This is a genomic window from Shimia sp. W99, assembly GCF_053851455.3.
In genome coordinates, this window is sequence record NZ_JBSQBU020000001.1 from 1,596,897 (window position 1) to 1,622,096 (window position 25,200).

General features: G+C 62.6%; 22 protein-coding genes and 1 tRNA gene. 7 read left to right on the top strand and 16 right to left on the bottom strand.

The window, feature by feature from the left end:
• Nucleotides 1–13: 13 nt before the first annotated feature.
• The 5 genes from ACS3QZ_RS07910 to glpD form a co-directional block, all read right to left on the bottom strand.
• On the bottom strand, nucleotides 14–757 hold the full coding sequence (locus tag ACS3QZ_RS07910; protein WP_456037347.1) for a maleate cis-trans isomerase family protein: 744 nt from the start codon (nucleotides 755–757) through the stop codon (nucleotides 14–16).
• Nucleotides 758–760: 3 nt separating this feature from the next.
• Nucleotides 761–1,918, bottom strand: a complete 1,158-nt coding sequence (locus tag ACS3QZ_RS07915; protein ID WP_456037348.1) for a M24 family metallopeptidase — start codon at nucleotides 1,916–1,918, stop codon at nucleotides 761–763.
• The gene (locus ACS3QZ_RS07920) at nucleotides 1,911–2,954 is read right to left on the bottom strand and encodes a pyridoxal-phosphate dependent enzyme (RefSeq protein WP_456037349.1); all 1,044 of its coding nucleotides are present in this window, start codon (nucleotides 2,952–2,954) and stop codon (nucleotides 1,911–1,913) included. The genes ACS3QZ_RS07915 and ACS3QZ_RS07920 overlap by 8 nt, the downstream gene beginning before the upstream one ends.
• 316 nt (nucleotides 2,955–3,270) lie before the next feature.
• Nucleotides 3,271–5,487 (bottom strand): NADP-dependent isocitrate dehydrogenase, encoded by a 2,217-nt coding sequence (locus tag ACS3QZ_RS07925; RefSeq protein ID WP_456037350.1) that lies wholly within the window; start codon nucleotides 5,485–5,487, stop codon nucleotides 3,271–3,273.
• 153 nt (nucleotides 5,488–5,640) lie between these two features.
• On the bottom strand, nucleotides 5,641–7,242 hold the full coding sequence (glpD, locus tag ACS3QZ_RS07930; RefSeq protein ID WP_456037351.1) for a glycerol-3-phosphate dehydrogenase: 1,602 nt from the start codon (nucleotides 7,240–7,242) through the stop codon (nucleotides 5,641–5,643).
• 144 nt (nucleotides 7,243–7,386) lie between these two features.
• Between glpD and ACS3QZ_RS07935 the strand changes: the two genes are divergently transcribed.
• Nucleotides 7,387–8,172: a DeoR/GlpR family DNA-binding transcription regulator gene (locus ACS3QZ_RS07935; RefSeq protein ID WP_456037352.1), complete on the top strand. Its 786-nt coding sequence runs from the start codon at nucleotides 7,387–7,389 to the stop codon at nucleotides 8,170–8,172.
• Here the strand turns inward: ACS3QZ_RS07935 and ACS3QZ_RS07940 are convergent.
• Nucleotides 8,135–8,211 (bottom strand) — tRNA-Arg (locus ACS3QZ_RS07940). The genes ACS3QZ_RS07935 and ACS3QZ_RS07940 overlap by 38 nt on opposite strands.
• Nucleotides 8,212–8,619: 408 nt before the next feature.
• Here ACS3QZ_RS07940 and ACS3QZ_RS07945 point away from each other — a divergent pair.
• From ACS3QZ_RS07945 to ACS3QZ_RS07965, 5 genes are read left to right on the top strand one after another with little or no spacing between them, the layout of a single operon-like run.
• Nucleotides 8,620–8,829 carry a hypothetical protein gene (locus ACS3QZ_RS07945; protein WP_456037353.1) on the top strand — a complete coding sequence of 70 codons (210 nt, stop codon included), beginning with the start codon at nucleotides 8,620–8,622 and terminating at the stop codon, nucleotides 8,827–8,829.
• Complete coding sequence (locus ACS3QZ_RS07950; RefSeq protein WP_456037354.1) at nucleotides 8,826–9,965, top strand: ABC transporter ATP-binding protein; 1,140 nt, start codon at nucleotides 8,826–8,828, stop codon at nucleotides 9,963–9,965. Before ACS3QZ_RS07945 ends, ACS3QZ_RS07950 begins: the two co-directional genes overlap by 4 nt.
• 10 nt (nucleotides 9,966–9,975) lie before the next feature.
• Nucleotides 9,976–10,872, top strand: a complete 897-nt coding sequence (locus ACS3QZ_RS07955; RefSeq protein WP_456037355.1) for an ABC transporter permease subunit — start codon at nucleotides 9,976–9,978, stop codon at nucleotides 10,870–10,872.
• Complete coding sequence (locus ACS3QZ_RS07960) at nucleotides 10,869–11,681, top strand: ABC transporter permease (RefSeq protein WP_456037356.1); 813 nt, start codon at nucleotides 10,869–10,871, stop codon at nucleotides 11,679–11,681. The genes ACS3QZ_RS07955 and ACS3QZ_RS07960 overlap by 4 nt, the downstream gene beginning before the upstream one ends.
• Complete coding sequence (locus ACS3QZ_RS07965) at nucleotides 11,681–13,033, top strand: NAD(P)/FAD-dependent oxidoreductase (protein ID WP_456037357.1); 1,353 nt, start codon at nucleotides 11,681–11,683, stop codon at nucleotides 13,031–13,033. Before ACS3QZ_RS07960 ends, ACS3QZ_RS07965 begins: the two co-directional genes overlap by 1 nt.
• Here the strand turns inward: ACS3QZ_RS07965 and tmpB are convergent.
• Together tmpB and tmpA are read right to left on the bottom strand one after the other, a co-directional pair.
• Nucleotides 13,030–13,617: a (R)-1-hydroxy-2-trimethylaminoethylphosphonate oxygenase gene (gene tmpB / locus ACS3QZ_RS07970; protein ID WP_456037358.1), complete on the bottom strand. Its 588-nt coding sequence runs from the start codon at nucleotides 13,615–13,617 to the stop codon at nucleotides 13,030–13,032. The genes ACS3QZ_RS07965 and tmpB overlap by 4 nt on opposite strands.
• The gene (tmpA, locus tag ACS3QZ_RS07975) at nucleotides 13,614–14,759 is read right to left on the bottom strand and encodes a 2-trimethylaminoethylphosphonate dioxygenase (RefSeq protein WP_456037359.1); all 1,146 of its coding nucleotides are present in this window, start codon (nucleotides 14,757–14,759) and stop codon (nucleotides 13,614–13,616) included. The genes tmpB and tmpA overlap by 4 nt, the downstream gene beginning before the upstream one ends.
• Before the next feature lie 98 nt (nucleotides 14,760–14,857).
• Between tmpA and ACS3QZ_RS07980 the strand changes: the two genes are divergently transcribed.
• Nucleotides 14,858–15,736 carry a LysR family transcriptional regulator gene (locus ACS3QZ_RS07980; RefSeq protein WP_456037360.1) on the top strand — a complete coding sequence of 293 codons (879 nt, stop codon included), beginning with the start codon at nucleotides 14,858–14,860 and terminating at the stop codon, nucleotides 15,734–15,736.
• 3 nt (nucleotides 15,737–15,739) lie between these two features.
• Here ACS3QZ_RS07980 and ACS3QZ_RS07985 read toward each other — a convergent pair whose 3' ends face one another.
• The 8 genes from ACS3QZ_RS07985 to ACS3QZ_RS08020 all read right to left on the bottom strand — a co-directional run bounded on the left by ACS3QZ_RS07985 (nucleotide 15,740) and on the right by ACS3QZ_RS08020 (nucleotide 25,034).
• On the bottom strand, nucleotides 15,740–16,402 hold the full coding sequence (locus ACS3QZ_RS07985; protein ID WP_456037361.1) for an ABC-type transport auxiliary lipoprotein family protein: 663 nt from the start codon (nucleotides 16,400–16,402) through the stop codon (nucleotides 15,740–15,742).
• Entirely contained in the window at nucleotides 16,399–18,492 is a 2,094-nt protein-coding gene (locus tag ACS3QZ_RS07990) for an MlaD family protein (protein ID WP_456037362.1), read from the bottom strand. The genes ACS3QZ_RS07985 and ACS3QZ_RS07990 overlap by 4 nt, the downstream gene beginning before the upstream one ends.
• Nucleotides 18,493–18,495: 3 nt before the next feature.
• The gene (locus tag ACS3QZ_RS07995) at nucleotides 18,496–19,314 is read right to left on the bottom strand and encodes an ABC transporter ATP-binding protein (RefSeq protein WP_093090039.1); all 819 of its coding nucleotides are present in this window, start codon (nucleotides 19,312–19,314) and stop codon (nucleotides 18,496–18,498) included.
• The gene (locus ACS3QZ_RS08000; protein WP_456037363.1) at nucleotides 19,314–20,438 is read right to left on the bottom strand and encodes an MlaE family lipid ABC transporter permease subunit; all 1,125 of its coding nucleotides are present in this window, start codon (nucleotides 20,436–20,438) and stop codon (nucleotides 19,314–19,316) included. The genes ACS3QZ_RS07995 and ACS3QZ_RS08000 overlap by 1 nt, the downstream gene beginning before the upstream one ends.
• 122 nt (nucleotides 20,439–20,560) lie before the next feature.
• On the bottom strand, nucleotides 20,561–21,901 hold the full coding sequence (locus ACS3QZ_RS08005; RefSeq protein ID WP_456037364.1) for an NAD(P)/FAD-dependent oxidoreductase: 1,341 nt from the start codon (nucleotides 21,899–21,901) through the stop codon (nucleotides 20,561–20,563).
• Nucleotides 21,898–23,394, bottom strand: coding sequence for an aldehyde dehydrogenase (locus ACS3QZ_RS08010; protein ID WP_456037365.1), 1,497 nt, complete (start codon nucleotides 23,392–23,394; stop codon nucleotides 21,898–21,900). Before ACS3QZ_RS08010 ends, ACS3QZ_RS08005 begins: the two co-directional genes overlap by 4 nt.
• A 3-nt stretch (nucleotides 23,395–23,397) precedes the next feature.
• Nucleotides 23,398–24,315, bottom strand: coding sequence for a dihydrodipicolinate synthase family protein (locus ACS3QZ_RS08015; RefSeq protein WP_456037366.1), 918 nt, complete (start codon nucleotides 24,313–24,315; stop codon nucleotides 23,398–23,400).
• Between the two features lie 2 nt (nucleotides 24,316–24,317).
• Nucleotides 24,318–25,034 carry a GntR family transcriptional regulator gene (locus ACS3QZ_RS08020; protein WP_456037367.1) on the bottom strand — a complete coding sequence of 239 codons (717 nt, stop codon included), beginning with the start codon at nucleotides 25,032–25,034 and terminating at the stop codon, nucleotides 24,318–24,320.
• Between the last annotated feature and the right edge of the window lie 166 nt (nucleotides 25,035–25,200).

The following is a 25,200-nucleotide window of genomic DNA, read 5'->3' on the forward strand; positions in this document are numbered from 1 at the left end:
CGCAAAAAGCGGGTCAGATGGCGAAGATTTTCCCGGGCGCGTCATCGGCCACCGGGGCCGCGGACAGCCGCGCCATGTGCCAGGCCAGGGCCTGATTGCTGCTCAGCACCGGTTTACCCAGCGCTTCCTCAACCTCTGCAATCACATCCAGCGTCCGCAGATTTGTGCAGGACAGGAAAACCCCGTCCACATCGTCGCCCGTCCCTACTTCCAGCGCCGCAGCCCGAATAGAGGCCGGATCAATCCGTGCCACCCGTGCCTCACCGGCCTCGCCAAAAGAAACCGTGCGCGGAACCGCGATACCTGCCGCTTCAAAGGCACGGCGCACCGGTACCGAAACGCTGTCGATATAGGGCGTGACCATGCCTATCGAGCGCAACCCCAGCGTACCGCACGCCGAGAGCGCCGCCGTCAGGGGATCGCTTACGGCCACTTCACCCACCCCACGACAGACAAGCTCGGCCACCTTCTCAGCGCCGATCATGGTTGTGCCCGAGGTACAGCCATAGCCCACCACGTCAAACGGCGCGGCGGGCGGCAGCAACCGCGCCGCAGCGGGCAAAGTCGCCTCCATCGCGGCCAGTGTATCGGGCGTGACGTCTTCGCCACTGGGCACCCGGCTCACGTAAACCGCCACATCCTGCGCGCCAAACAGGCGGCGAAAGTCCTGTTCCAGCGTCTCATCCTGCTGCAACACGATCAGCCCCAGCGTCCGTGTGCCAATCGACCCTGTCAGTTCAAAAGGAAAATGCGCCATGGATCACCTCAAAACCGGGAGTTGCTCAGGCGCGCGTGCCGACAAAAGCTCCACACCGCTCTCCCGCAGAACGATATTCTCTTCATGCACGAGGATCCGCCCGGGCGCGATCTCCACCCCCGGCTCAAGCGTCAGCACCATCCCGGCGCGCAATTCCGTCTGGTCATGCGGCGTAAAGGACGGCCATTCCGTAAGCGTGATCCCAAGCCCGTGTCCAAGGCGTCCACCACCCGGAGTTGCGCCGCTCTGGCGCAAGCTGTCGCATAGAATCCGGTGCACATCCGACGCCACCATGCCGGGGCGCATTGCCCCCATGGCCACTTCGGTCGCCTTGAACAGCGCCGCTTGGGCGCGCCGCACCTCATCCCCCGCCGATCCGATCGCGTAATTGCGGTCAAAATCACAGAAATAGCCGTCCAGCACTGCGCCCGTGTCCAGCATCAGCACATCGCCGTCCACCAGAACCTGCGGCCCAGCTGGCGAAATGACATCGCCATACCCACCCTGTCCCGCGCCCCCGGCGGTATAGCTCACCCAGTCCGCCCCCTCTTCCAGCAAGACGCGCTGGAAATCGCGGAAAACATGGTCAAGCCGCGCACCCGGCCCGGCAAATTCCGGCACCCGCGCAAAACATGCATCCGCCACGCGACAGGCAGCGCGGATTTTGGAAATCTCGGCTTCGGACTTGATCTCGCGCACCCGCTGCACCACGTCGGTCGCATCCACGAACACCCGTGGCGCAAGCTGGTCCGCAACCGTCAGATAGTCGCCCAGCGGCATACGCACCTGTGTTTCAAGCCCCATCGGCACACCGATCCGCCCCGCTTGCGGCACCATGTCGGTCAAGGTCGCCACCAACAGGCTGACCCCGTCATCGCCCGGCATCGGCGCGTCCCATGTTCGGATGTCCGTCGCCCAGCACTGCCCCATCAACTCCGCCCCTATCGACGGGATCACCGTCACCGGATCGCCCCGTAGCGGGACCAGCACAAACCACGGACGGGCCGGGCTTTCCCAGAACCGCGTCAGGAAGCCGGTGACATAGAAAACGTCCGCCGCAGTGGTGAGCAGCAGGGCATCAATCCCAGCAACTCCCATCCGCGCCTGCAACGCTGCAACGCGGGTGCGAAATTCGGACGGAAGAAAACCGCGCTCAGCCATCCTCGGGGCCTTCACTCAGGAAACACAACACCCGCGCATCTGCCCCGATGCCATCGACCCCGGCCAGGAGAGCCGCCACCCCGGCCCCACCCGAAGGTGTCGTCGCGAACCCCGTTGCGCCCAACGCTTCGGTGCCCGCCACGGCCTCGTCTTCGGTGATGGTCACGAACAGATCCGCATCCCGCGCCAACCCGTTCAACGCCACCATTGACGGTGTTTTGCAATCCAGCCGTCCCATGTTCGACACAGGCCCCGCGGTGTCGATCAGCGCCCCAGCCCGAATGCTTTCGATCAACGCCGGCGCCGCCTCCGGCTCGACCACCACGATCACCGGCTCGTCTCCCCAGACATGCCGCGCATGGGTCGCGACCGCCGCCGCCAACCCGCCAACCCCGGCTTGCAAAAGGATGTGTGTCGGCACCTCGGGCACCTGCCGCGCGGCCTCGGCGGCCATCTGCAGATAGCCCTCCATCACACGATAGGCCGGCTGCCAGTATCCCGGCCACGAGCTGTCTGAAAGAAGCGCCCAGCCATTCGCCTCGGCATCGCGCTTGGCCGCGTCCATGCTGGCCTCGTAATCATCGCCCGCGCGCACCACCTCGGCCCCCATCGCGCGCAGCCGCTCGGCAAAGGCTTCCGGCACCGTATCGGCCAGGTACACCACCGCCCGCGCGCCGAACATCCGCGCCCCGGCGGCCACGGACATGCCGTGGTTGCCCGCGCTGGCCGTTGCATAGGTCCGCCCAGTCAACCGGGTCTCCCACGGCCCCCTGCCTTCGGCCGCGTCATGGGCAATGGCATAGGCCGCCCCCAGCGCCTTGAAACTGCCCAGCCCCATCCGGCCACGCTCATCCTTGAGCCAGAGCGCCGCAATCCCGGCCTGCGCCGCCAGTTCGGGCGCAGCGGTCAGCGGTGTTTCCGCATGGGCTGGGCACTGGGCAAGCAACGCGGCCACGGCCTCGGCATCGGTGCTGGGAAAAAGATCGGCGCCGGGAAGACCGGCACCCCGAAACGGGTTGGCGAGCATCTTGGTCATGCCCCACCCTTGCACGGGACTAGCGGGGCGCGAAACGCCGAAAGCGACGCTATGATGCCGCTTCCCGTTCCAGAAACGCCTTCAGCGGCGCCATATCACCCGCCCGCATCCGCCCGCCCCAAGGGCTTCACCGACCACCTGGTGCCCACCCTAGGACAAGCGGAGGAGCTGAAACGCGCCGTCCATCGACGCGGAGATGTTGGGATAATAGACAATGCCCGCTGGGCAACGCCCGTCCGCCCGGCCTATCCCCAAAAACGCAGACACCCGCCCCTAATCAAGGGACGGGTGCCATTCTCAAGACTTCAAAAAAGACTCAGCCGATGATCGCGTTCAGCGTTGCACTCGGGCGCATCACGGCGGCTTTCAGTTCAACCGACGGACGGAAATACCCGCCGATTTCCGCTTCGGGACCCTGCGCCGCGGCCAGCTCCGCGGTGATTGCCGCTTCGCCATCGGCCAGAGCCTTGGCAACCGGGGCAAACTCGGCGGCCAGTTCGGCATCATCGCCCTGCGCGGCCAGCGCTTCGGCCCAGTAGCGTGCGAACCAATAGTGGCTGTCACGGTTGTCCGGCTCACCCACCTTGCGGCTCGGGCTTCGGTTGTGGTCGAGGATACCTTGAGTCGCGGCCTCTGCGGCACGGCCCAGAACTCCCGCCTTGGCGTTGTCCTTCGAGTCGGCCAGGAAGTTCAGCGATTCACCAAGCGCACAGAACTCACCCATCGAGTCCCAGCGCAGGTGGTTCTGTTCCACCAGCTGCTGCACGTGTTTCGGAGCCGATCCACCGGCACCGGTTTCGAACAGGCCACCGCCATTCATCAGGCTGACAATCGACAGCATCTTGGCCGAGGTGCCCAGTTCCAGGATCGGGAACAGGTCGGTCAGATAGTCACGCAGCACGTTTCCGGTGATGGCGATGCTGTCCTTGCCCGCTGTGATGGTTTCAAGCGACTGGCGGGTCGCTTCGCGCGGCGCCATGATCAAGAACTTGTCGGCCACGCCCTTGGCTTCCAGAACCGGCTTGACGTATTTAATCAGCTCAGCATCGTGGGCACGGTTTTCGTCCAGCCAGAAGATCGCTTCCGATCCGGTCAGACGCTGACGGTCCATCGCCAGCTCGATCCAGTTCTCGATCGGCGCCTTTTTCACGGTGCAGGACCGCCAGATGTCACCGGCTTCCACGTCATGGCTGTGCAGAGTGTCGCCATTGGCCAGAACGATGCGGATCGCACCGTCTGCGGGCGCTTCGAACGTGGTCGGGTGCGAGCCGTATTCCTCAGCCTTCTGCGCCATCAGGCCGACGTTCGACACCGACCCTGCGGTGGTCACGTCCAGCGCACCATTGGCCTTGAAGAAGTTGATGGTCTCGTCATAGACGGTCGAATAGCAGCGGTCGGGGATTACACAGTTGGTGTCAGCCTTCGCGCCGGTCTCGTCCCAGCCTTTGCCGCCTGCACGGATCACGGCGGGCATCGAGGCGTCGATGATCACGTCCGAAGGCACGTGCAGGTTGGTGATGCCCTTGTCGCTGTCCACCATGTACATGGACGGACGATCCAGCGCGGCAATCTCGCCCTTGATGGCGTCGGCGTTTGCCAGCGTGTCGATCGCGGCCAGAACCGCCCCCAGACCCGAGTTGGGCGAACCGCCCGCGGCAATAATCGCGTCACCGTGCTTGTCCCAGACCGGGCCCAGCCATGCCTTGACCGCGTGGCCAAAGATGATCGGGTCGCTGACCTTCATCATGGTCGCTTTCATGTGCAGCGAGAACATGGTGCCGTCGGCCTTGGTGTCTTCGATGGCGTCGCCCAGGAACGCACCCAGCGCTTTGGCGCTCATGAAGGTCGCATCCGCAACGGTGCCTTCTTCCAGCGGCCAGCCGTCTTTCAGAACCGTGACAGCACCGTCTTTGGCAACGAATTCGATCTTGGCGTCACCGGCCTGATCGGCGGTGATGGTGGCCGACACTTCGTTGGCATAGAAATCGTTGCCCGGCATCGACGACACTTTGGTTTTCGAGGACGACTCCCATGCACCCATCGAATGCGGGTTGTTCTGGGCATAGTTCTTGACGGCCTTGGCCGCGCGGCGATCCGAGTTTCCTTCGCGCAGAACCGGGTTCACAGCCGAGCCCTTGATCCCGTCATAGCGGGCGCGGATCGCCTTTTCTTCGTCGGTCTTCGGGTCTTCGGGATAGTTCGGGATGTCATAGCCCTGTGCCTGAAGCTCCGCGATGGCCGCGGTCAGCTGCGGCACCGAGGCCGAGATGTTGGGAAGCTTGATGACATTGGCCGACGGCGTCTTCACCAGTTCACCCAGCATGGCCAGATCGTCGTTTTGACGCTGTGCGTCGGTCAGGTTTTCCGGAAAGGTCGCGATGATGCGGCCCGCCAGCGAAATATCCGGGGTGCCCACGGTGATTCCAGCCGCCGAAACGAACTTGCGGATGATCGGCAGAAACGACGCCGAGGCCAGCTCGGGCGCTTCGTCTACAATGGTATACAATATGTCTGCGGTCTTGTTATCTGCCATCTTTCTCACAACCTTTTTTCGTGTGTCAGGGATGTCTTGCGACTCGAGGTTTGGGGGCGGGATCGCCCGGCTCCATAAATCTTGCGCCCATGCGGACCCACTGGCAGGCGGGCGCGATGGTCCCGCCCCCTTTAGAGGACAATGGTCAAAATATCAATTCTCTGCGGCGCCCTCCTGCCGAGCAATTTGACGCGCCCTTTCCATCCACGATGCCAGCGCCTCAATTTGTGCATCGTCCAGACGCAGACCAAGCTTGCTGCGCCGCCAGACAACATCCTCCACGCTGCGCGCATATTCCCTGTCCATGAGCCGGCCCACTTCGCGTTCCGTCAGGGTGGCGCCAAAATCCAGACCCAGATCGTCGGGTCTTTTTGCGTCCCCCAACACCTCGCGCGCCTCACGGCCATAAGCCCGTACCAGACGCCCCGCCCAAGCCGCATCCAGAAAAGGATAATCCGCGCGCAACGCGTCAATCAGCGCGCCCACGCCATCCACCGGGAAATCCCCCCCCGGCAAAGGCACACCCGCTGTCCAGTCGCCCGCGCGTACTCCCAACGCTGGCCCAAGCTTGGCCAGCGCCGATTCCGCCAGTCGCCGATAGGTCGTGATCTTGCCGCCAAACACGTTCAGCACCGGCGCGCCGGGGTTTTCGAGCTTCAGCACATAATCCCGCGTCGCTGCCGAGGCCGATCCGGCCCCGTCATCAAACAAGGGACGCACCCCGGAATAGCGCCAGACCACGTCCTCCAGCGTCACCGCTTTCTCAAAATACTCCGATACGAAATCGCACAGGTACTGCGCCTCTTCATCACTGCATTCAGGGGATACGTCCGGCGCCGGATGGTCCACATCCGTGGTCCCGATCAGCGTGAAATCCTGCTCATAGGGAATGGCAAACACGATGCGTCCATCCCCGCCCTGAAAGAAATAGCATTTGTCATGATCAAACAGCCGCCGGGTCACGATATGACTGCCCCGCACCAGCCGCACGCCTTCGCGGCTGGTCTGCCCGACCACGCCCTTGATCACATCCGCCACCCAGGGACCGCCCGCGTTCACCAGCGCCCGCGCCCGCGTGACCGCGCGCGCGCCGGTCTCCGTGTCCTCGGTTTCCACATGCCACAGCCCATCCCGGCACTCTGCCGACACAGCCCGCGTGCGCGTCCTGATCCGCGCGCCCCGCGCTTCGGCGTCCCGTGCGTTCAGCACCACCAGCCGACTGTCCTCGACCCAGCAATCCGAATACTCGAACGCCTTGGCAAACCGTCCCTTCAGTGCCGCCCCCGCCGGGTCGCTGCGCAGATCCAGCAACCGCGTCCCGGGCAGAATCTCGCGCCCGCCAAGGTGGTCATACAAAAACAGTCCCAACCGGATCATCCAGGCCGGACGCCGCCCCCTGAGCCAGGGCATCACCGTGCTCAACAGGCGCGACGCGGGCGTCTGCCCGTCAAACCGCATGTCCTTGTGATAAGGCAGCACAAATCGCATGGGCCAGCTGATATGCGGCATCGCCCTGAGCAACACTTCACGTTCACGCAACGCCTCGCGCACAAGCCTCACCTCGAAATATTCCAGATAGCGCAAGCCGCCATGAAACAGCTTGGTCGAGGCCGAAGACGTGGCCGAGGCAAGATCATCCATCTCGACAAGCTCAACAGACAGCCCCCGCCCCGCCGCATCCCGCGCGATGCCGCAGCCGTTGATACCGCCGCCGATGATGAAAAGATCGACCTCAGGGGGTGATTGCGAATCCATAACGATCACTTTCGAACATTTACGAACCTCAGAAACGTCGTTTTTCGGGCAAATTCAACCCAAATTTAGCGCATCACCCCTTATTCTCTTGTAAACACGCAGATCAAATGACACAAATACGCGAAATTACGAAAGCAAGCGAACATGTCCCTGAGCCTGCGTGAACGCGAAATCCTCGACATCGCCCGCGACTCGGGCAGCGTGATGGTCGAAGATCTGGCCGTGCGGATGAATGTCACGGTCCAGACCATCCGCCGCGATTTGACCAATCTGGCCAATGCCGGGCGGCTGGAACGCGTGCACGGCGGCGCAGTGCTGCCCTCGGGTGTGCGCAACATCCGTTACGAGGAACGGCGGCAGGTCAACGCCGCCGCCAAAGACGCCATGGCCCGCGCCGCGGCCGCCCGCATTCCCGATGGCTCTGCCCTTTTCCTCAATATCGGCACCAGCACCGAGGCACTGGCCCGCGCGCTGCGCGGCCATGACGGGCTTCTTGTCGTGACCAACAACCTCAATGTTGCCAAGATCCTCTCTGCCACCCCCGGATGCGATATCCTTCTGACCGGCGGACGCCCACGCCCCGAAGATGGCGGCCTCACTGGTCCGGTCGCCGCGCAGATGCTCCGCAGCTTCCGCTTTGACATCGCCGTACTCGGCTGTTCGGCCATTTCGGATGATCTTGGTGCTTATGACTTCGACATGAACGAGGTGATCGTCAGCCAGACGGCCCTCGCCCAAAGTCGCAGCGCATGGCTGCTGGCGGATCACTCCAAGTTCCAGCGCCACGCGCCGGTTCAGATCACCACGCTCGACACGGTCGACCGCCTGTACACGGATCAACCCCTGCCAACCGGGTTCTCCTACGACATCCCTGAAAATCTTGACGTGATCGTGGCGATCCCTGAAGGACTCGAACCCTCAACCTGCTGATTAGAAGTCAGCTGCTCTATCCAGTTGAGCTAAGGGACCGCTTGTTCTTCCCCTAGCCCAATTCCTTTTCCGGGAAAAGACCCGCACAAAAATTTCACGAGATCCCGGCCCTTGCTGGCCCCGAAGCGCGGCCAAGTCGACAAAAACCATCGCTCCGCAGGCGCATATACGGGTCCCACCTCATATTTTGATCAAAAAATTGGCACTCCCCTGAGAATTCTCACACTCTCCTCCAAAACTTCCTAGAACATTCCCCGGTCAGAGGTTTAATCAAACAAAAGCAAAGGGTAAGGTTACTGACCGCCCCTTCGTGCCCGAACACTAAAGCGACATTCATACCGCGATCACCCCCCCTTTGGAGCCATGAAAGCCAATCCACCGATTGCATCGAATCAATTTTTTGATCAAATAGGCTGAACACGAACTGCTCGAGGGGTCGACACCTCAATGACTGTCCCATTTTCAGGCACCCGCGCCGCCACGGATATGCGCGATCCTGGACTTTGGCCGGTTTGGGGAAAATGCCTTTGCACCCGGAACCATGATTTGACCAATATCATGGGCAAGGGCGCGACGGTCCGCGCCGCGCGCAGCCAGAAACATCGCGAAACCGGACAGCACGATGCCGGACGCACCGACACGGAGGGAATGACATGAACCAACCGGCGCCCACCGCCGCTTTCGCACCCTGGGAGGATGCCAAGGCCAAGCCGCTGATCTCCTTTCAGAATGTCACCAAGAAGTTCGGCGATTTCACCGCCATCGACAACATCAGCATCGACATCTACGAACGTGAGTTCTTTGCCCTTCTGGGCCCATCAGGCTGCGGCAAGACCACGCTGATGCGGATGCTGGGTGGGTTCGAGACGCCGACCTCGGGCAAGATCCTGATCGACGGTCAAGACATGGCCAATGTCCCCCCCAACAAACGCGCCGTGAACATGATGTTCCAGAGCTATGCGCTGTTCCCGCATCTCTCGGTCTGGGACAACATCGCCTTTGGTTTGCGCCGCGACAAGCTTCCCAAGGATCAGATCGAGGCCCGCGTCGAGGAAATGGTCAAACTGGTCCGCCTCGGCAAATTCGCCCGCCGCAAGCCGCACCAGATTTCCGGCGGTCAGCGTCAGCGCGTGGCACTGGCCCGCTCGCTGGCCAAGGCGCCCAAGCTGCTCCTGCTCGACGAACCGCTCGGCGCGCTCGACAAGAAACTGCGTCAGGACACACAGTTCGAACTGATGGATATCCAGGAAAAGACCGGCACCACCTTCGTAATCGTGACCCACGATCAGGAAGAGGCCATGACCGTCGCGTCCCGCATCGCCGTGATGGACGAAGGCCTTCTGATCCAGGTCGACACACCGGCGCGCATCTACGAAACCCCGAACTCGGTCTACGTGGCCGACTTTATCGGTGATGTGAACCTGATCGAGGGCAACGCCAGCCCGCGCGGCGATGGCAAAACCATCTTGCACTGGGCCGAAGGTCAGCCGCCTCTGGTGGCCGAATGCCCGCATGCGCCGGACGTCGAAGCCCGCTGCACCTTTGCGATCCGCCCCGAGAAAGTCACCATTTCCAAGGAAAAACCAACAGATCGCACCAATGCCATTCAGGGCAAGATCGAAGACATCGCCTATCTCGGAAACCTTTCGACCTACAGCGTGCTTTTGGCCAATGGTACCCGCGTCAAGGCACAGACCGCCAATAATCGCCGCCTGTCGCGTCGCGAACTGACCTGGGAAGACGACGTCTGGCTAAGCTGGACCGAGACCGCCGGCATCGTGCTGGACAAGTGAGGGGGCCGACATGAATTTCCGCCGCTTCTCGCTGATATCGGTCCCGTATCTCTGGCTCTTTGTCCTGTTCCTCGTGCCCTTCGGCATCGTGTTCAAGATTTCGCTGTCGGACTACGCGATCTCGATCCCGCCTTACACGCCCACGCTCGACTTCACCGAAGGCTGGGCCGGGTTCAAGGCGTTCCTGTCCGCGCTGGACTTTGAAAACTACGTCTTCCTGACCGAGGACGATCTTTATTGGAAAGCCTACCTCTCCAGCCTCAAGATCGCGGTCTTTGCCACCGCTCTGACCCTGCTGGTCAGCTTCCCCATTGCCTACGGCATGGCCAACGCGCCGGACGAATGGCGCCCCACGCTGATGATGCTGGTCATCCTGCCTTTCTGGACCAGCTTCCTGATCCGCGTCTACGCATGGATGGGCATTCTGTCTCAAGAGGGTTTTCTCAACCAGTTCCTGATGGGGATCGGCATCATTTCCGATCCGCTGATCATCCTCAACACCAACTGGGCGGTGTATGTCGGCATCATCTACACTTACTGCCCGTTCATGATCCTGCCGATCTACGCCACGCTGGAAAAGCTCGACCCCTCTTTGAACGAGGCCGCCGTTGACCTTGGCTGCTCACGCACCTCCTCTTTCTGGCTTGTCACCCTGCCACTGGCCAAACCGGGCGTGATCGCGGGCTGTTTCCTCGTCTTCATCCCCGCCTTGGGGGAATTCGTGATCCCCTCGCTTTTGGGCGGCTCGCGGACCCTGATGATCGGTAAGGTGCTCTATGAAGAGTTCTTCGCCAACCGCGACTGGCCCGTCGCCAGCGCCGTTGCTGTCGTGCTCCTGCTGATCCTGATCATCCCGATCGTTATGTACCAGCGCAACCAGCAGAAAATGATGGAGGCGGAACAATGAGACGTCTGACATGGTTCAACACCACCTCGCTGACGCTGGGCTTTGCCTTCCTTTACCTGCCGATGGTCATCCTGATCATCTACAGCTTCAACGAAAGCCGCCTTGTCACGGTCTGGGCCGGGTTCTCGACCAAGTGGTACGGCGAACTGCTCGGGAACCAGGCGTTCCTTGACGCGGCGCTTGTCACGCTCAAGGTTGGCGTTGCCTCCTCGACCATCGCCACCGTGCTTGGCACCATGGCCGCCTATGTGCTGGTCCGCGGCGGTCGCTTCATGGGACGCACGCTGTTCTCCGGCATGATCTATGCACCTCTGGTGATGCCCGAAGTCATCACCGGTCTGTCGCTCCTGCTGCTGTTCATCTCGATCGGGCTGGATCGCGGCATGATTACCATCGTGCTCGCCCACGCGACCTTCTCGATGTGTTACGTCTCGGTCGTGGTCAGCTCCCGCCTTGTCAGCTTTGACAAGTCACTGGAAGAAGCCGCGCTTGATCTGGGATGTTCGGCCTTCGAAGCCTTCCGCCTTGTCACCCTGCCGATTATCGCACCTGCAGTGATCTCGGGCTGGCTGCTGGCGCTGACCCTGTCACTCGATGACCTCGTGATCGCCTCCTTCGTGGCCGGGCCCAGCTCGACCACCCTGCCGATCAAGATCTTCTCATCCGTGCGCCTTGGCGTCAGCCCCGAGATCAACGCGCTCTCGACCATCCTGATCCTGATTGTCGCCGTGGGCACGATCTCGGCCTCGCTGGTCACAAAACGCGCGGTGAAACGCCGCCAGATGGAAGAAAAGATGGCAGGCGGCTGATGACGAATACCTCGAAGGGGCGTCGTCTTTACGAAGACATGGCCTATGGCCCCGCCCCCATCGCCAACAGCTTTTGGCGGACAACCGTTCCGGCCATGGATTGCGCAGCCCTTCACGGTGCGGTGCGCTGCGACACGGTCATCATCGGCGCGGGGTATACGGGGCTCAATGCGGCGCTGGCGCTGGCCGAGGCCGGACAGGACGTGGTCGTGCTCGATGCAAACCAACCCGGCTGGGGCGCCTCGGGGCGCAATGGTGGGTTCTGCTGTCTGGGCGGCGCCAAGGCCAAGGCAAAAACGTTGGCCAAACGCCACGGCGCCGAAGACGCCCTGGCCTATGCCAACGCCGAACGCGACGCCGTCGATCATGTTGCTGCCCTGCTGGAACGCCACGGCATCGACGCCGACACCCATTCCAAAGGGGAAACCTTGCTCGCCCACACGCCCCGTCGCGGCAAGGCGCTTGCGGGGGACGTTGCCCATATCCGCGAAACGCTCGGGGTCGAGGCAGAATACCTGCCCGCCGAAGCCCTGCCCGAGCACGGTTTCAACAGCCCCGAATTCCACGGCGCCCTGACCATCCCCATCGGCTTTGCGCTCAATCCGATGAAATACGTCACCGGTCTTGCACAGGCCGCCATGGCCGCAGGCGTGCGCATCTTTGGACAAAGCCCGGTCAACGCCATCGACACCGGCCCCACCGGTGCACATCGCCTTTCGACCGAGATCGGCGAAGTCACCGCGCGAAACCTGATCGTTGCCACCAACGGCTATTCTTCGGAAAACCTGCCGCCGTGGCTCGCCGGGCGCGTGCTGCCGGTGCAAAGCTCGATCATCGTCACCCGCCCGATGACGGATGACGAATTGAAAGCCCAAGGCTGGACCACGCGGCAGATGACCTATGACAGCCGCCACCTGCTACACTATTTCCGCCTTTTGCCGGACAACCGGATGCTCTTCGGCCTGCGCGCCGCCTACCGTGCCACACCGGCCATGCATGCCGACACGGAACGCCGCGCGCGCACCGACTTCGACCGTTTCTTCCCTGCGTGGCGGCATGTCGAAACGGAACACTTCTGGTCCGGCCTCGTTGCTCTCTCGCGCAGCCTCACGCCTTTCGCAGGCCCGATTCCCGGCATGAACAACGCATGGGGGGCGATGTGTTACCACGGCAATGGTGTCGCCATGGGCAGCTATGCGGGCCAGCTTCTCGCCGCCCAGATCACCGGCACCGGCCCCGCCACACCCGGCCTGATGCGCCAGCCCCTGCGCCGCTTTGAGCTGGGAAGCTGGCGGCGGCTGGCCTTGCCCGCCGCCTATGGCTGGTACGCGCTTCAGGACATGATGCCCTAACCCCGCATGTGCAGGTCGACCATCTTCTGAACGCGGTCCGCGAAATGGGCAAATCCCGGCGTCTCCATGTCGTCGCGTTTGCCCGCCTCATCCAGATAGCGCACCTGAATGATTTCCTTCAGGTAGGGGTTCTTTTCAAAAGCCGCGACCTCCTCCGGGCTCATCGGCCCGCCCTGCAGGTTCAGCGAATGCACAGATGCCTCGGACAGGCGCTTGAAATACTCCGGCTTGGTCGCGCACAAATACCGTTTGGCCGCCACGTGACAGCGCACGCATTCGGTGATCACCGGCGGAAAGAACCGCTCCAAAACGGCCGCGCCCGCATCTTCGTGAAAACGGTCCTCGGTATCGTCCATCGTGAACGTGCCAAACTCGCTGGTGAAATGCCCGATGTCATGCAGCAAGGCCCCCACGACAATCTCGTCCGGCATCCCGTTCTGCTCGGCAATCGTCGCCCCCTGCAACATGTGCTCGGCCATCGTTACCGGTTCGCCAAGGTATTCTTCGCCCCCTCGTCGCTCGAATATCCCGGCGATGAAGTCCACGATCGTGTCCGCGTTCAGATCATCTTGCACCGCACTCATTCCGCCGCCTCCTTCTGGCTGCCCTGCAGCGCCGCCCAGGTCGACAGCAACCCGTCCATGTCCGCATAACACCCCTGCAACCAACGCGACCCGGACCCGCTATAGCCGGTGCGCGCATGCAACAGGCGGCGGTTGTCAAACAACACGCAATCCCCCGGCACCATCTTGAACGTGATCTGGTTGGCCGGATCGTCCACCAATTCGCCAAACCGGCGATAGGCGGCATAATAGGTCTCCATATCCTCAAACGGTACATCCACGATCGGCGCCGACGAGCGGTTGTTGAACCGCACGGTTCGCAGCGCCCCATCCGGCGTCAACTCGATCATCGGCAACCGTGTGCGCAGGCACACGCCCGCGCTTCCGGCATATTCGAACCGCGCACAGTAGCGGCTGAGAAGGTCGAACCCCTCGGGCATCTCGTCGCGCAGCTTTTGCGCCACGTTGAACCCATCGACAAGGATCGACTCGCCGCCTTCGGCTGAATTCTCAAGGCAATAAAGCAGTTGCAGGCTCGGCACCGGATCGCGATAGGGGTTGTCCGTATGCCCCTGCAACCCCAGCCCGGTAAAGGCAAGGTTGGTCGGGTTCACCTCGGTGCGCACCTCGAACCAGGTGCCATAATTGGTCTCGCGGACGAAGCCAAAGAGCTTGACCACCTCAAGCAACGCTCCGCTATCAACCGGCCCGTCCGTCGAAAGCGCACAGCCCGTGGCCCGCACCGCGCCCAGCCAATCGGCCAGCACCGCGCCGCCCCCCTGCAGGTCGGCAAGCCCGGCCCGCGCCACCTGCCCGGTGCGACCATCCCAAGGCGTGACACCCTCTTCGCACCATCCCGGCGCATGGCCTTGCGTCCGGTCATAGACATGCCGCGCCAGCCATTCAGCCGGAAACGCGACCTCCTTGTCCTCCGGCGCAAAGCGCACCGTCACAACGCCGCCCGCCCCCGAGGCCGACGCAATCCGCGTCTCCGCCGGAATGTCCCCCAGCGTGATTAGCCGCTGCCCGTTGCCCGGATCGCGCGTCGCCGGGTCCAACGCATTGTCCCGCAACCAGACCGCGTGAAACCGCGCCTCTGACCCGTCCGCAAAACCGACGGTCAGAAACCGTCCTTCTGCGCCCACTTCAACCTTGTCGACCATCTGTCCGCTCCGTCGCTGGCATTTTCCATTGCCAGTGTGCGACACGAGGGGGCATAACTCTAGTGACCACAATATACCTCTGAGGCCCAATTTTTCTAATGTCTAATCCATCTCGCAAACCAGGTCTCCCGCCGCTCGACTGGCTGCGCATTTTCGAGTCCGCCGCCCGGCTTGGCGGGTTCAGCGCTGCGGCACGCGAATTCGGCCTAACTCAGGCCGCCGTCAGCCAGCGTATCCGCAACCTTGAAACTTGGCTGGGACGCGACCTGTTTCTGCGCTCGGCGCGCGGGGTTTCTCTGACCTACGCCGGCGAGGCGTATCTGCCGCTGGTCGAAGACGCCCTTCAGGCGCTGGAACTGGGCACCGAGAACCTTTTCGGACAAGCCCCGCGCGACTTTCGCATCGCCGGGGTCGGGTCGCACCTGAACGCTCTGGTCCTGCCCGTCGCGCCCGCCTTCCTGAGCGCTCATCCAGACATCCACCTGAGCACGACCTCGGTGCCTCAACGCTCGGATTTCGCACGCGAGAAGACCCCGCTGCACCTGCGCTTCGGGCGCGGTCTCTGGCCGGGGCGCGACGCCGCGCTGATCTGCGCCGAAACCCTCGTGCCGATCTGCCCCCCCGCACACACCGCCACCGCCCTTACGGAACTGCCGCTGATCGAAACCCGTGGCGAACGCCCCGGTTGGCGCGACTGGGCCAGGCGGGTCAACATCCCCCTCCCCCCCGTGCCCCGGCTCAGCGTCGACAGTATGGAACACGGGCTGACCGCCGCCGCCCACGGCGCAGGGCTGCTGCTGGGCTCCCGCCCCTTGGCACGCCCGTTACTGGATACAGGTCAGCTTGTCGCCCTGGACACCCCCGCGCTCGATACGGATTTCGGCTATTGGCTCAGCTGGCCAGACACCGCCTTTCGCAGCAACCGCGCCCGCGCCCGGCTCGATGCTTTCATCGACCTGCTGCGCAGCGGGACCTAACACTCATGGCAAGGCTGGCCGCGGATTGTTCGCAGCATGGGTGTGTATCTTGCGAATGCTCCATTCCACCGCTTCCCGCATCGCCGACCCCAGCGCCCCGTCAAAGGCCGTGGCAATGTCGATCATCTCGTCACTCGCCGCGACCCGTTGCTTGCCAAACGAGCTCGACGCGATGATGTGATCGCTGTAGCTGTCCACGATCTTGATATTGAGCCGCACGTCCACCACCAACCGACTGTCTTCAACCGTCTCATCGGGCAAGGTCGCTTGGAACTCGCGAATATCGGTCACGATCGAATAGTCCGGTCGCAGACCCACGGTCGAACGTCCGACGGCCGCAACCTTTCCGCTATTCTCGAAGCTCTCGATCAACAGTGCCTGAACGATCAGCGGCGCCCGATCCACCCAGCGTACCTTGGGCAGGTATTGCACCTGCAACGGATTTGGCATCACAGCCACCTGGTCCGTGTCCACGGCGGCGGTGGCCGTGGGCTCTTCCACGATGATCTGCTGACGCAGGCGCGGCAGATTGGAATCAAACGTGCTCTTGGGCGTCAGCGCATATAGGTCCGATGGCGTCGCCGCGCGGTTGAGCGTGCCGATCCCGGCACAGCCCGAAAGACCCAGCGCACCTGCCACTGCCATGATAAGAATTGCCCGTGTCATCGGCGGAACTCCGAATTCTGTGTACCCAACAAGAAGCGTGCGGGATCGCGTTCGACCCGATTGGCGAGCCGGTCAAGATTCGCGACAAGAAGCCGGGATTCCTCGATGAACCTTACGAACTGCGGCATGCCAACCCGCAGGAAGTCGGACACGGGCCGCCGGTTTTCTTCCACGATTCCCTCGACCGTCGCCATCAGGCCAGACGCCGATTCAGACGCCGCAAGAATTTCATCCGACACCTTGTCGAAATCGCTCGAAACCCCGGTGACGGTCGTCGTGAACGCGTCCACCGCCCGGCGGATATCGGCAATGATCACGTCGACATCCTCGTCGATCAGGGTATTCACCGATGCAAAGGTCTGCTCGGCGGTGTTCAGCGTGCCCGTCGCCGTGTCCATCGCCGTCGTGATCGAGGCCAGCGTGTCATTGGCATTGGTGAACGCCTCGGTCGCCACCTCAAGTGCGGCACTGGCTTCATCGCTCAAGCCGTCAAGCTTACCGGTCAGTTCTCCGACGCTGGTCTCCACCGTGCCGATCACGCGGTTCGCAGCCTCCGTCGCGCTGCGCACATCGGCCATGATCCCCGGCAGGTCGTCCTGCACGGCAGCATTGATCCCTTCGATTGCCGCACGCGCCTCTTCGGCCACCACCCGCGCATCCGCCACAAGCGCCGCGCCATCCCCGCGCACCAATTCGCCAACACTGTCCGAGGTTTCCCTGACCGAGACCATCATGCCCTCGGATTCCAGCAAGGCCTCCTTGAACACGACCAAGGTCTCCCGCGTTTCGGCAAGACGCGCTGTGGCCTGTTCCAACATCGCCTGCCCATCCTGCGACAGGGCCACCGCTTCGCGCTCCACGGTGCTCAGTGTCGACTGCGTCTGATCTATCAATCCGGGCAACTTCTCTTCGGTCAGCGCCCGCGCCGAAGCGAGCGTTTCGGTCGCTTCATTGGCCAACGGTTTCAGATCGCCCTCGATCACCGCCCCGGCCGTATCAGACGTCTTGCGCACCGACTCAAGCGTCGACGCCGCCTCGGTAGAGGCTGCTTCGAATGCAGTGATCGCTGTCTCTGCCTGCGCCACACGCGCCTGCACCTCGGCCCCCACCTCTTCGTAGCGGGCCATCAGGCGGCTGGCATCGTCCCCCACGGTGGCAACCTGCTCTTCCAGAACCGCCGCCGTGTCCTGCAACTGGCCCATCAGCTCGGGCAACCGCTCTTCAATAAGCCCCTGCGCCGCCTGCACAGCCGAAATCACCGACGGCTCAAGCGTCGTCACGATCGTATCGAGCGACCGGACCGCCTCGGCCCCACGTTCAATGAATTCCTTCAATTCACCCTGCATCAATTCATCCGCCGTCCCGAAGGCTGACCCGGCATTGTCCACCGCACCGCGCACCTCGACCAGCGTCTCGGTTGCTTCCTTGAGCGTGACTTCGGCCGTATCCGACAACGTATCCAACCGGTCGGTAAAGCCCGCGATTGCCTTGGCTGCACCGCCCAGATCGCCGGACAACACCTCGAAATCCTGCAACGCCTTGTCCAATCTTGCCGAGGCCGAAGACAGGTTGCTCAGCGTATCCGTCACCGCCTGCCGGTTGTCCGCGCTGACCACCGACTGCACGTCCTCCAAAAGCGCAATCGCCTTTTCCAGAAGCTGCGGCGCCCCTTCCAGCACCGATTGCAGCGGGCTTGGCTTGGCCACGATCACCCCGTCGCGCGGCAGCCGGTCCGCATCGGGAGAGCCCCCCGACAAGGCCACATAGCTGACACCTGTCACACCCTGCGACTGCAATTGCGCCACCGTGTCCGTGCGCACTGGGGTCTGCGCGTCGATCTCGATCCGCACCCGCACCTTGCTGGGGTCCACATCGTCAAGTTCAAGATGCACCACCTGCCCCACGGGCAAACCATTGTAACGCACATCCCCCGCCGAGCTCAGCCCGGCAACATTCTCGAAAAGCACGTTGTAATGGGTGATCTGGCGTTCCACGTCGATCTTGGCCAACCACAGAAGAAAGCCGAACGCCCCCACGATCCCTACAACGGTAAAAAGCCCGATCAGGATGTAATTCGCGCGTGTTTCCATCGCCTACTTTCCCCTCAAGCCCTTTTCCTGCGCCGCGCGGGCGCGCGGGCCGGTGAAATATTCCTGAACCCAGGCGTTATCCACCGAGGTCATTGTCTCAATCGGCCCTTCAACCAGAACCCGCTTCTCGGCCAGCACCGCGATCCGGTCACAAATCGCATAAAGGCTATCAAGGTCATGGGTCACCATGAACACGGTCAAGCCCAGCGACCGCTGCAATTCTCCAATCAACTCGTCATACGCTGCCGCGCCAATCGGGTCGAGTCCCGCCGTCGGTTCATCGAGAAAAACGATCTCGGGATCCAGCGCCAGCGCCCGCGCAAGCGCCGCCCGCTTGCGCATCCCGCCAGACAGTTCCGAAGGAAACTTGCCACAGGCCAGAGGGGGCAGCCCGGCAAGGCTGATCTTCAACTCGCCCAATGCCTTCATCAACCCACGGCTCATCCTGAGATGTTCGCGCATCGGCGCCATGACGTTCTGCAACACGGTCAGCGAGGAAAACAGCGCCCCGTCCTGAAATGCCACGCCCCAGCGCTGTTCGACGCTCTGGCGTTCCGCCTCGGATGCATTGAGCACATCGACCCCCAGCACTTCGATGCTCCCGGCGGCGGGTTTGTTCAGCCCGACGATGGTGCGCAGCAGCACGGATTTTCCGGTCCCCGACCCGCCAACCACGCCCAGCACCTCACCACGCCACACATCAAGGTCCAACCCGTCATGCACCACCTGCCGACCGAACTGGTTACGCAAACCGCGTACCTTGATGACCGCTTCCCGATCACTGGCCGCGTCCGTGGCGGCGGGGTGGGGTTGGCCGTCCATCACACCCCCATTTTCGCAAAGAACACGGAAAACAGCGCGTCCAGCGCGATCACCATGAAAATCGACTGCACCACCGAAGACGTGGTGCGCTGGCCCACGCTTGTGGACGATCCGCGCACCTGGAATGCCTGCCAACAAGCAATCACCCCGATCACCAGCGCAAAGAACGGCGCCTTGATCATACCCACGCCCAGATGCCAGATACTCGTGGTCTCCTGCAGGCGCGTGACGAACATGCCGGGGCTGACATTGAGGTTCAGCCAACTCATGAGCGCCCCGCCAAACAACCCCGACATATTGGCCACAAAGCCAAGGATCGGCAGCATGATCAGCAGCGCCAGAACCCGCGGCAAGACCAGCACATCAATAGGGTTGAGCCCCAACGTCCGCATCGCGTCGATCTCTTCCTGCACCTTCATCGACCCGACCGAGGCGGTAAAGGCCGATCCCGACCGGCCCGCCACGATGATCGCGGTCAGCAGGATTCCCAGTTCCCGCAGGATCGAGATGGAAATCAGCTCGACCACGAACACTTCGGCACCAAACTGCTGAAGCTGCGTCGCACCCTGAAAGGCAAGAACAATCCCGATCAGGAACCCCATCAGCGCCACGATGGGTACGGCCTTGAACCCGACATCATCCATCTGGCTTACCAGAGGTGCCCATCGCATCTTCCACGGCATCACCACCGCCCGCGCCAGCGCGGCCAGCGTTTCGCCGAGGAAACTCAGGATCGACAAGGTCCCCTTCTTGCCCCGCTCGACCTCCCGCCCGACACGTTCCAACCATGCCAAAAGACCGCGCTCGGGTTCTTCTTCGCCGGGCTCTTCGGGAATGGCCTCCCGGACGGTCTCGATCAGCGCAAGATGCGACGGATCAGCATTGATCAGCGTGACCGCGAGTCCCGCGCCTTGCAGACGATCCATCAGGTCCACGATCAGCCACGCGCCCCCGGTATCGACCACCTCGACCCCGGACATGTCGATCTCAAGCGGACGTCCCCCCGCATCGACATTGGCAAACGCCTTCTCCACGGCGCCCAACGACTGTGTCAGGAACCGCCCGGCCAGACGAAGGACGGCTCCTTGGTCGGAGCCTTCCATTTGGAGAGTCGGAGCAGACATGCCCCAATCAAGGTCATTCCGGGGGGGAACTGCAATCAAAAACTGAGCTTCTTTTCGTGCCGTGCCCAAAAACCCTGTCATCATCGCGCGATACCGACACGATACCGACGCGCCCCCCCGCCCTATTCGGCGCGCGCCTTCCATTCCCGCCAGCGCAACACCGCGTTGGCCCCGATCTGACGAACCGGTTGCGGCGGCAGCTTTTTCGGCGCGGCTTCGGCGGTGAAGTGATCCGTGATTTCAGAGCGTACCCCACAGGCCAGCTCCGCCGCCGCGATCCCGGTCAACGTTCCCCGCGCCGTGCCCAGCCCGTTCTGCACGCAGGCCGCGAACAGACCGTCGTCAACCTCGCGCATCACCGCCACGCCGTTCAGGCTCAGGCACAGGTGCCCGGCCCAGGCGTATTCCATGCTCATCCCCGCAAGCTGCGGAAATCGCTCGTCAAATTTACGCTGCATCACACACGCCGCCCGGCGCATGTCGCCAGCTTGACTTTGCATTCCGGGGCGCAACACCGCGCATGTCCGGGTCACGATCCGGTTGCCGCCCTGCCCCGTGTCTATCCGACGCATGGTTGTGCCCATCGGGTCGGACGGGGTGATGCCCCAACGCGGCGCCCCACCAAGCCGGGCGAGCTGGTCCGTGTCCAGCTCCGGCGTCATCACCGCGAAAAGAAAGAGCTGCATCAAACGGTTGCGGGCAAATCCGAAACTTTCCAGATGCCCGTTCACCGACAGGATGACCCGCCCAGCCGACACCGTCCCTCCCGGCGTTCTCACCCGCCAACCCGCACCCGCCCTGTCAAACCCAAGGGCCGGGCTTTCCTCATAAATATCAACACCTTCACGCGCCAGTCCCGCAGCCAAGCCGCGAATATATCCCGCGGGTTGAAGCATTACCGTCCCCGGCGTGTAAAGCCCCGAAATATAATGCCCGCTCCCCGTCAGTTCCCGCATCTGGGCGGCGTCCAGCATCTCGTGCGCCTCGCCAAGCGACGCCAGGTGACGGGCATAGCTTTGATTATGCGCATGCGCCGCCGCTCCGGCGGCGCCATTCACCTTGCCAACAGGATCAAAGAAATCTGGCTTGATTTCATAGTCTTGCACTGCATTGCGCGCAAAGGCCTGCGCCCTGCGGTTCAGGGCGATCACCGCGCGGTCATCCCCTGCGCCGGCATAATCCTCACTGCTGAGGTCATGCGGCAGGTCGATCATGAACCCCGAGTTGCGCCCCGCAGCCCCCTCGGCCAGCCGCCCCGCTTCCAGCACCGCCACCCGCGCGCCCGGCTGCAATTGGCGCACCCGCCGGGCCGCCGAGAGACCGGCGAAACCTGCCCCGATGATCACGACATCCGCCGTGCGATCCGCCTCCAGCACCTTGGCCGGGGGCTGCGCGCCGAGAATGGCATTCCACGCGGCCTGCCCGCGCTGCCTTGGCAGGTGACGCGCCGTGATCGATGTCACGACACGGCCTCGTCTTCATCATCCGCAAGATCGATCCAAAGGGTCTTGAGCCCGGTATACTGGTCATGGGCGTGCAGCCCGTTGTCCCGCCCCCCGAACCCGGATTGCCCGAACCCGCCAAAGGGAGTGCTGATATCCCCCTCGCCAAAGCTGTTCACCGTGACCGTTCCCGCCCGAAGCATCCGCGAACCGCGAATGGCGCGTTTGACACTCGCGGTAAAAATCGACGCGCAAAGCCCGTATTCCGTGTCATTGGCCATGGCAATGGCCTCGTCGAACCCATTGACTTCGATGACGCTCAGAACCGGGCCAAAGATCTCTTCACGCGCCAGCCGCGCCGCGTTGTCCGGCACCTCAACGACGGTCGCTTCCACGAAACCGTTTTCCGCCTTGCCGCCGATCAGAACGTTCGCAGCTTCGGCCAGATACCCGGACACCTTGTCAAAATGCGCGCGGCTGACCAAGGCCCCGACCCGCGTTTCCGGGTCCAGTGGATCACCCACGTTCCAGTGGCGCATGTGGCTTTCGATCCGCACCAGCAGATCACTTTTCACGTCCCGATGCACGATCAGCCGCGACGACGCCGAACAATTCTCTCCCATGTTCCAGAACGCCCCGTTGACGACATGTTGCGCCACCCGGTCAAGGTTCTCGGCATCCTCCAGCACCACCGCGGGGTTCTTGCCGCCCATCTCAAGCACCACCTCCTTGGCGTTGCTTTCCGCCGCATAAGACAGGAACCGCTTCCCGGTTTCGGTTGAGCCAGTGAAAGACACCATGTCGATATCCATGTGCCGCCCGATGGGTTCCCCCACTTCCGGGCCGCTTCCCGGCACCACGTTCAAAACCCCGCGCGGCACCCCGGCTTCCATCGCCAGCTCCGCCACCCGCAACGCCGTCAGCGACGTTTCCTCGGCCGGTTTCACCACCACCGAACAGCCCGCTGCCAACGCCGGACCAATCTTCCACGCCAGCATCAGAAGCGGAAAGTTCCACGGCAGCACCAGCCCCACCACGCCAATCGGCTCGCGCAGGATCATGGCGATGTGATCGTCGGACGCGGGCGACACCTGATCATAGATCTTGTCAATCGCCTCGGCATGCCATTTTAGGCAATGAATGGTTTCCGGCAGATCGACGGTTTCGCAATCATAGATCGTCTTGCCACTGTCCAAACTCTCCATCACCGCCAGCTCGCGCGCATTGCGCGCGATCAGCTTGGCCAACCGGATCAGCACCTCCTTGCGCTCGGACGGATGCAGCCGCGACCAGCGCCCATCCTCAAAGGCGTCCCGCGCCTTTTCCACCGCGAAATCAACGTCCTGCGCGCCACAGGCAGCCACTTCGGCAAGCTTATCGCCCGTGGCCGGGTTCACCGTTTCAAACACCGCGCCGGACATCGCGGGGCGAAAGCTCCCATCAATGAAGGCCCCGGTCGGAAAATCCAGATCGGCGGCAATCGCGCCATATTCATCCCGTGTCAGCAATCCCATGTCTCAGCCCTCCGCCTGAATATCGGCAATCGTGCGTTTCAGCACCCGCACCACCTGTTCCAGCGCGCGTTTGTCATCCTTGTTCAACCCCTTGAGCGGCGCACGCACCTCGCCCGCCGGGATGCCGTTCATCGTTACCCCGTACTTGATCGTCTGGATAAACTTGCCTCCCTGTTCGAGCACCCGCATCAGCGGCATCATCGCCGACATGATCCGCCGCCCTTTGTCAAAGTCCCCCTCAACCACACAGGCCCGGTACAGCGCGACATGCTCGGCAGGCAGGAAGTTCGACCCGCCGCAAACCCAGAACGGCGCGCCCCAAGCAAAGAACTCCAGCGCCTGATCGTCCATGCCACAGCCCAGCTGGATATGCGGATAATCCCGCGCCAGAAGGTGCACCCGGTTGATATCGCCCGAACTTTCCTTGATCCCACAGAAATTCCGGCTGCGCCCGACCCGGTCAAGGAACTCTTCTCCCATCATTGTCCCGGTGCGATGCGGATAGTTGTAAAGCATCACCGGCAGATTGGCCGCCTTGTCGATGGCCAGTGCATTCAGCGCATTCTCCCGGTCCGTTGGCACCGCATAGGGCGGGCTCGCCAAAAGGATCGCTTCCGCCCCCATCTCGCGTGCTGCCTGCGCCAGCGCAATCGAGTCATCGGTCAACATCGCCCCGGTCCCCACGACAAGCGGCACCCGGCCCTTGATCTGCGCCTTGGTGAAACGCGCGATCTCGACCCGTTCCGCAACGGTCTGGGCATAGTTTTCCCCGGTCGACCCGCCCGAGATCACCCCGTGCACCCCATGATCCAACAGGAATGCGATCACCTCGGCCAGGGCGTCCCAGTTCACGTTTCCATTCGGCAGATAAGGCGTCACAACGGGCGTGTAGATCCCGTCAAATCTGAAAATCGGTGTCATGGTCATCCCCCAGCAACAGCTTGTCCGGGAAGCGTTCCCAGCGGCATGGTCAACGCGTCCGGCATCACGAACATCTCGATATGGCCGCGCGACAGGTTCCAATGTGCCTCGGCCAACGCCGCTGCGCGCTCCGCGTCCCGCGCCTCGATCGCGGCAATAATGTCATCGTGATGGGCGCTTGCCTCGGACACGTTTTCGACCATCTTGGTGTCCCCGGGCCGATAGAAGGTCATCGAGATGCGCGCGTGATCAATCAGCAGCCGGTTGAACGACGGCAACAGATACACATTCCCCGCCATCTCCCCCGTGATTTCATGAAAGCGATTGTTGGCCAGCGCCCGGTCGGCACCGCTGCCGCTGCGCAGCGCGGCCCGAAAATCGTCCTGCGCGCCCTTGAGCGCCTCGACCTGCGCCGCTGTTGCATTCAGCGCCGCCAGCCGCAGGATCGCCCCATAGATCATCGGCGCCGCCAGAAAGAAATCCCGCAAAGTGGTATAGGACATCTCGCTCACCCGCGCGCCGCGATTGGTACGCAGGTCAAGATATCCCTCCCCCGCCATCTCGCGGAACACCTCGCGCAGCGGCGTGCGCGACAGGCCAAACGCCTCGGACAACTCCGCCTCGTCAAGATCACTGCCGGGCGCAATCCGCAATGTCAGGATGGACATCTTGAGATGGTCGTAAAGCCGATTCCGGCGCTGTCTGGCTTCGTCCTTCATGGCATCCCCCCTTTTCATGTGGCCTCAGCGCGCCCTCTGCGCGCCATGTGTACAATTTGTGTACGCGATTCGCATACAATTTGTACACAATTTTCTATCGACGCGAAATCACTTTCGCCATGCCATCCACGCAAGAACGACACGCCTCTGTTTGAGCCGTCTGGAA

Coding starts and splice junctions, on each gene's coding strand:
- ACS3QZ_RS08020 (WP_456037367.1), bottom strand. CDS start 25,034: ATGAAGGACGAAGCCAGACAGCGCCGGAATCGGCTTTACGACCATCTC.
- ACS3QZ_RS07960 (WP_456037356.1), top strand. CDS start 10,869: ATGAGACGTCTGACATGGTTCAACACCACCTCGCTGACGCTGGGCTTT.
- ACS3QZ_RS07985 (WP_456037361.1), bottom strand. CDS start 16,402: ATGACACGGGCAATTCTTATCATGGCAGTGGCAGGTGCGCTGGGTCTT.
- ACS3QZ_RS07915 (WP_456037348.1), bottom strand. CDS start 1,918: ATGGCTGAGCGCGGTTTTCTTCCGTCCGAATTTCGCACCCGCGTTGCA.
- ACS3QZ_RS08010 (WP_456037365.1), bottom strand. CDS start 23,394: ATGGGATTGCTGACACGGGATGAATATGGCGCGATTGCCGCCGATCTG.
- tmpA (WP_456037359.1), bottom strand. CDS start 14,759: ATGGTCGACAAGGTTGAAGTGGGCGCAGAAGGACGGTTTCTGACCGTC.
- ACS3QZ_RS07935 (WP_456037352.1), top strand. CDS start 7,387: ATGTCCCTGAGCCTGCGTGAACGCGAAATCCTCGACATCGCCCGCGAC.
- ACS3QZ_RS08000 (WP_456037363.1), bottom strand. CDS start 20,438: ATGTCTGCTCCGACTCTCCAAATGGAAGGCTCCGACCAAGGAGCCGTC.
- ACS3QZ_RS07920 (WP_456037349.1), bottom strand. CDS start 2,954: ATGACCAAGATGCTCGCCAACCCGTTTCGGGGTGCCGGTCTTCCCGGC.
- tmpB (WP_456037358.1), bottom strand. CDS start 13,617: ATGAGTGCGGTGCAAGATGATCTGAACGCGGACACGATCGTGGACTTC.
- ACS3QZ_RS07955 (WP_456037355.1), top strand. CDS start 9,976: ATGAATTTCCGCCGCTTCTCGCTGATATCGGTCCCGTATCTCTGGCTC.
- ACS3QZ_RS07980 (WP_456037360.1), top strand. CDS start 14,858: ATGTCTAATCCATCTCGCAAACCAGGTCTCCCGCCGCTCGACTGGCTG.
- ACS3QZ_RS07925 (WP_456037350.1), bottom strand. CDS start 5,487: ATGGCAGATAACAAGACCGCAGACATATTGTATACCATTGTAGACGAA.
- ACS3QZ_RS07995 (WP_093090039.1), bottom strand. CDS start 19,314: ATGGACGGCCAACCCCACCCCGCCGCCACGGACGCGGCCAGTGATCGG.
- ACS3QZ_RS07910 (WP_456037347.1), bottom strand. CDS start 757: ATGGCGCATTTTCCTTTTGAACTGACAGGGTCGATTGGCACACGGACG.
- ACS3QZ_RS07950 (WP_456037354.1), top strand. CDS start 8,826: ATGAACCAACCGGCGCCCACCGCCGCTTTCGCACCCTGGGAGGATGCC.
- ACS3QZ_RS07965 (WP_456037357.1), top strand. CDS start 11,681: ATGACGAATACCTCGAAGGGGCGTCGTCTTTACGAAGACATGGCCTAT.
- glpD (WP_456037351.1), bottom strand. CDS start 7,242: ATGGATTCGCAATCACCCCCTGAGGTCGATCTTTTCATCATCGGCGGC.
- ACS3QZ_RS08015 (WP_456037366.1), bottom strand. CDS start 24,315: ATGACACCGATTTTCAGATTTGACGGGATCTACACGCCCGTTGTGACG.
- ACS3QZ_RS07945 (WP_456037353.1), top strand. CDS start 8,620: ATGACTGTCCCATTTTCAGGCACCCGCGCCGCCACGGATATGCGCGAT.
- ACS3QZ_RS07990 (WP_456037362.1), bottom strand. CDS start 18,492: ATGGAAACACGCGCGAATTACATCCTGATCGGGCTTTTTACCGTTGTA.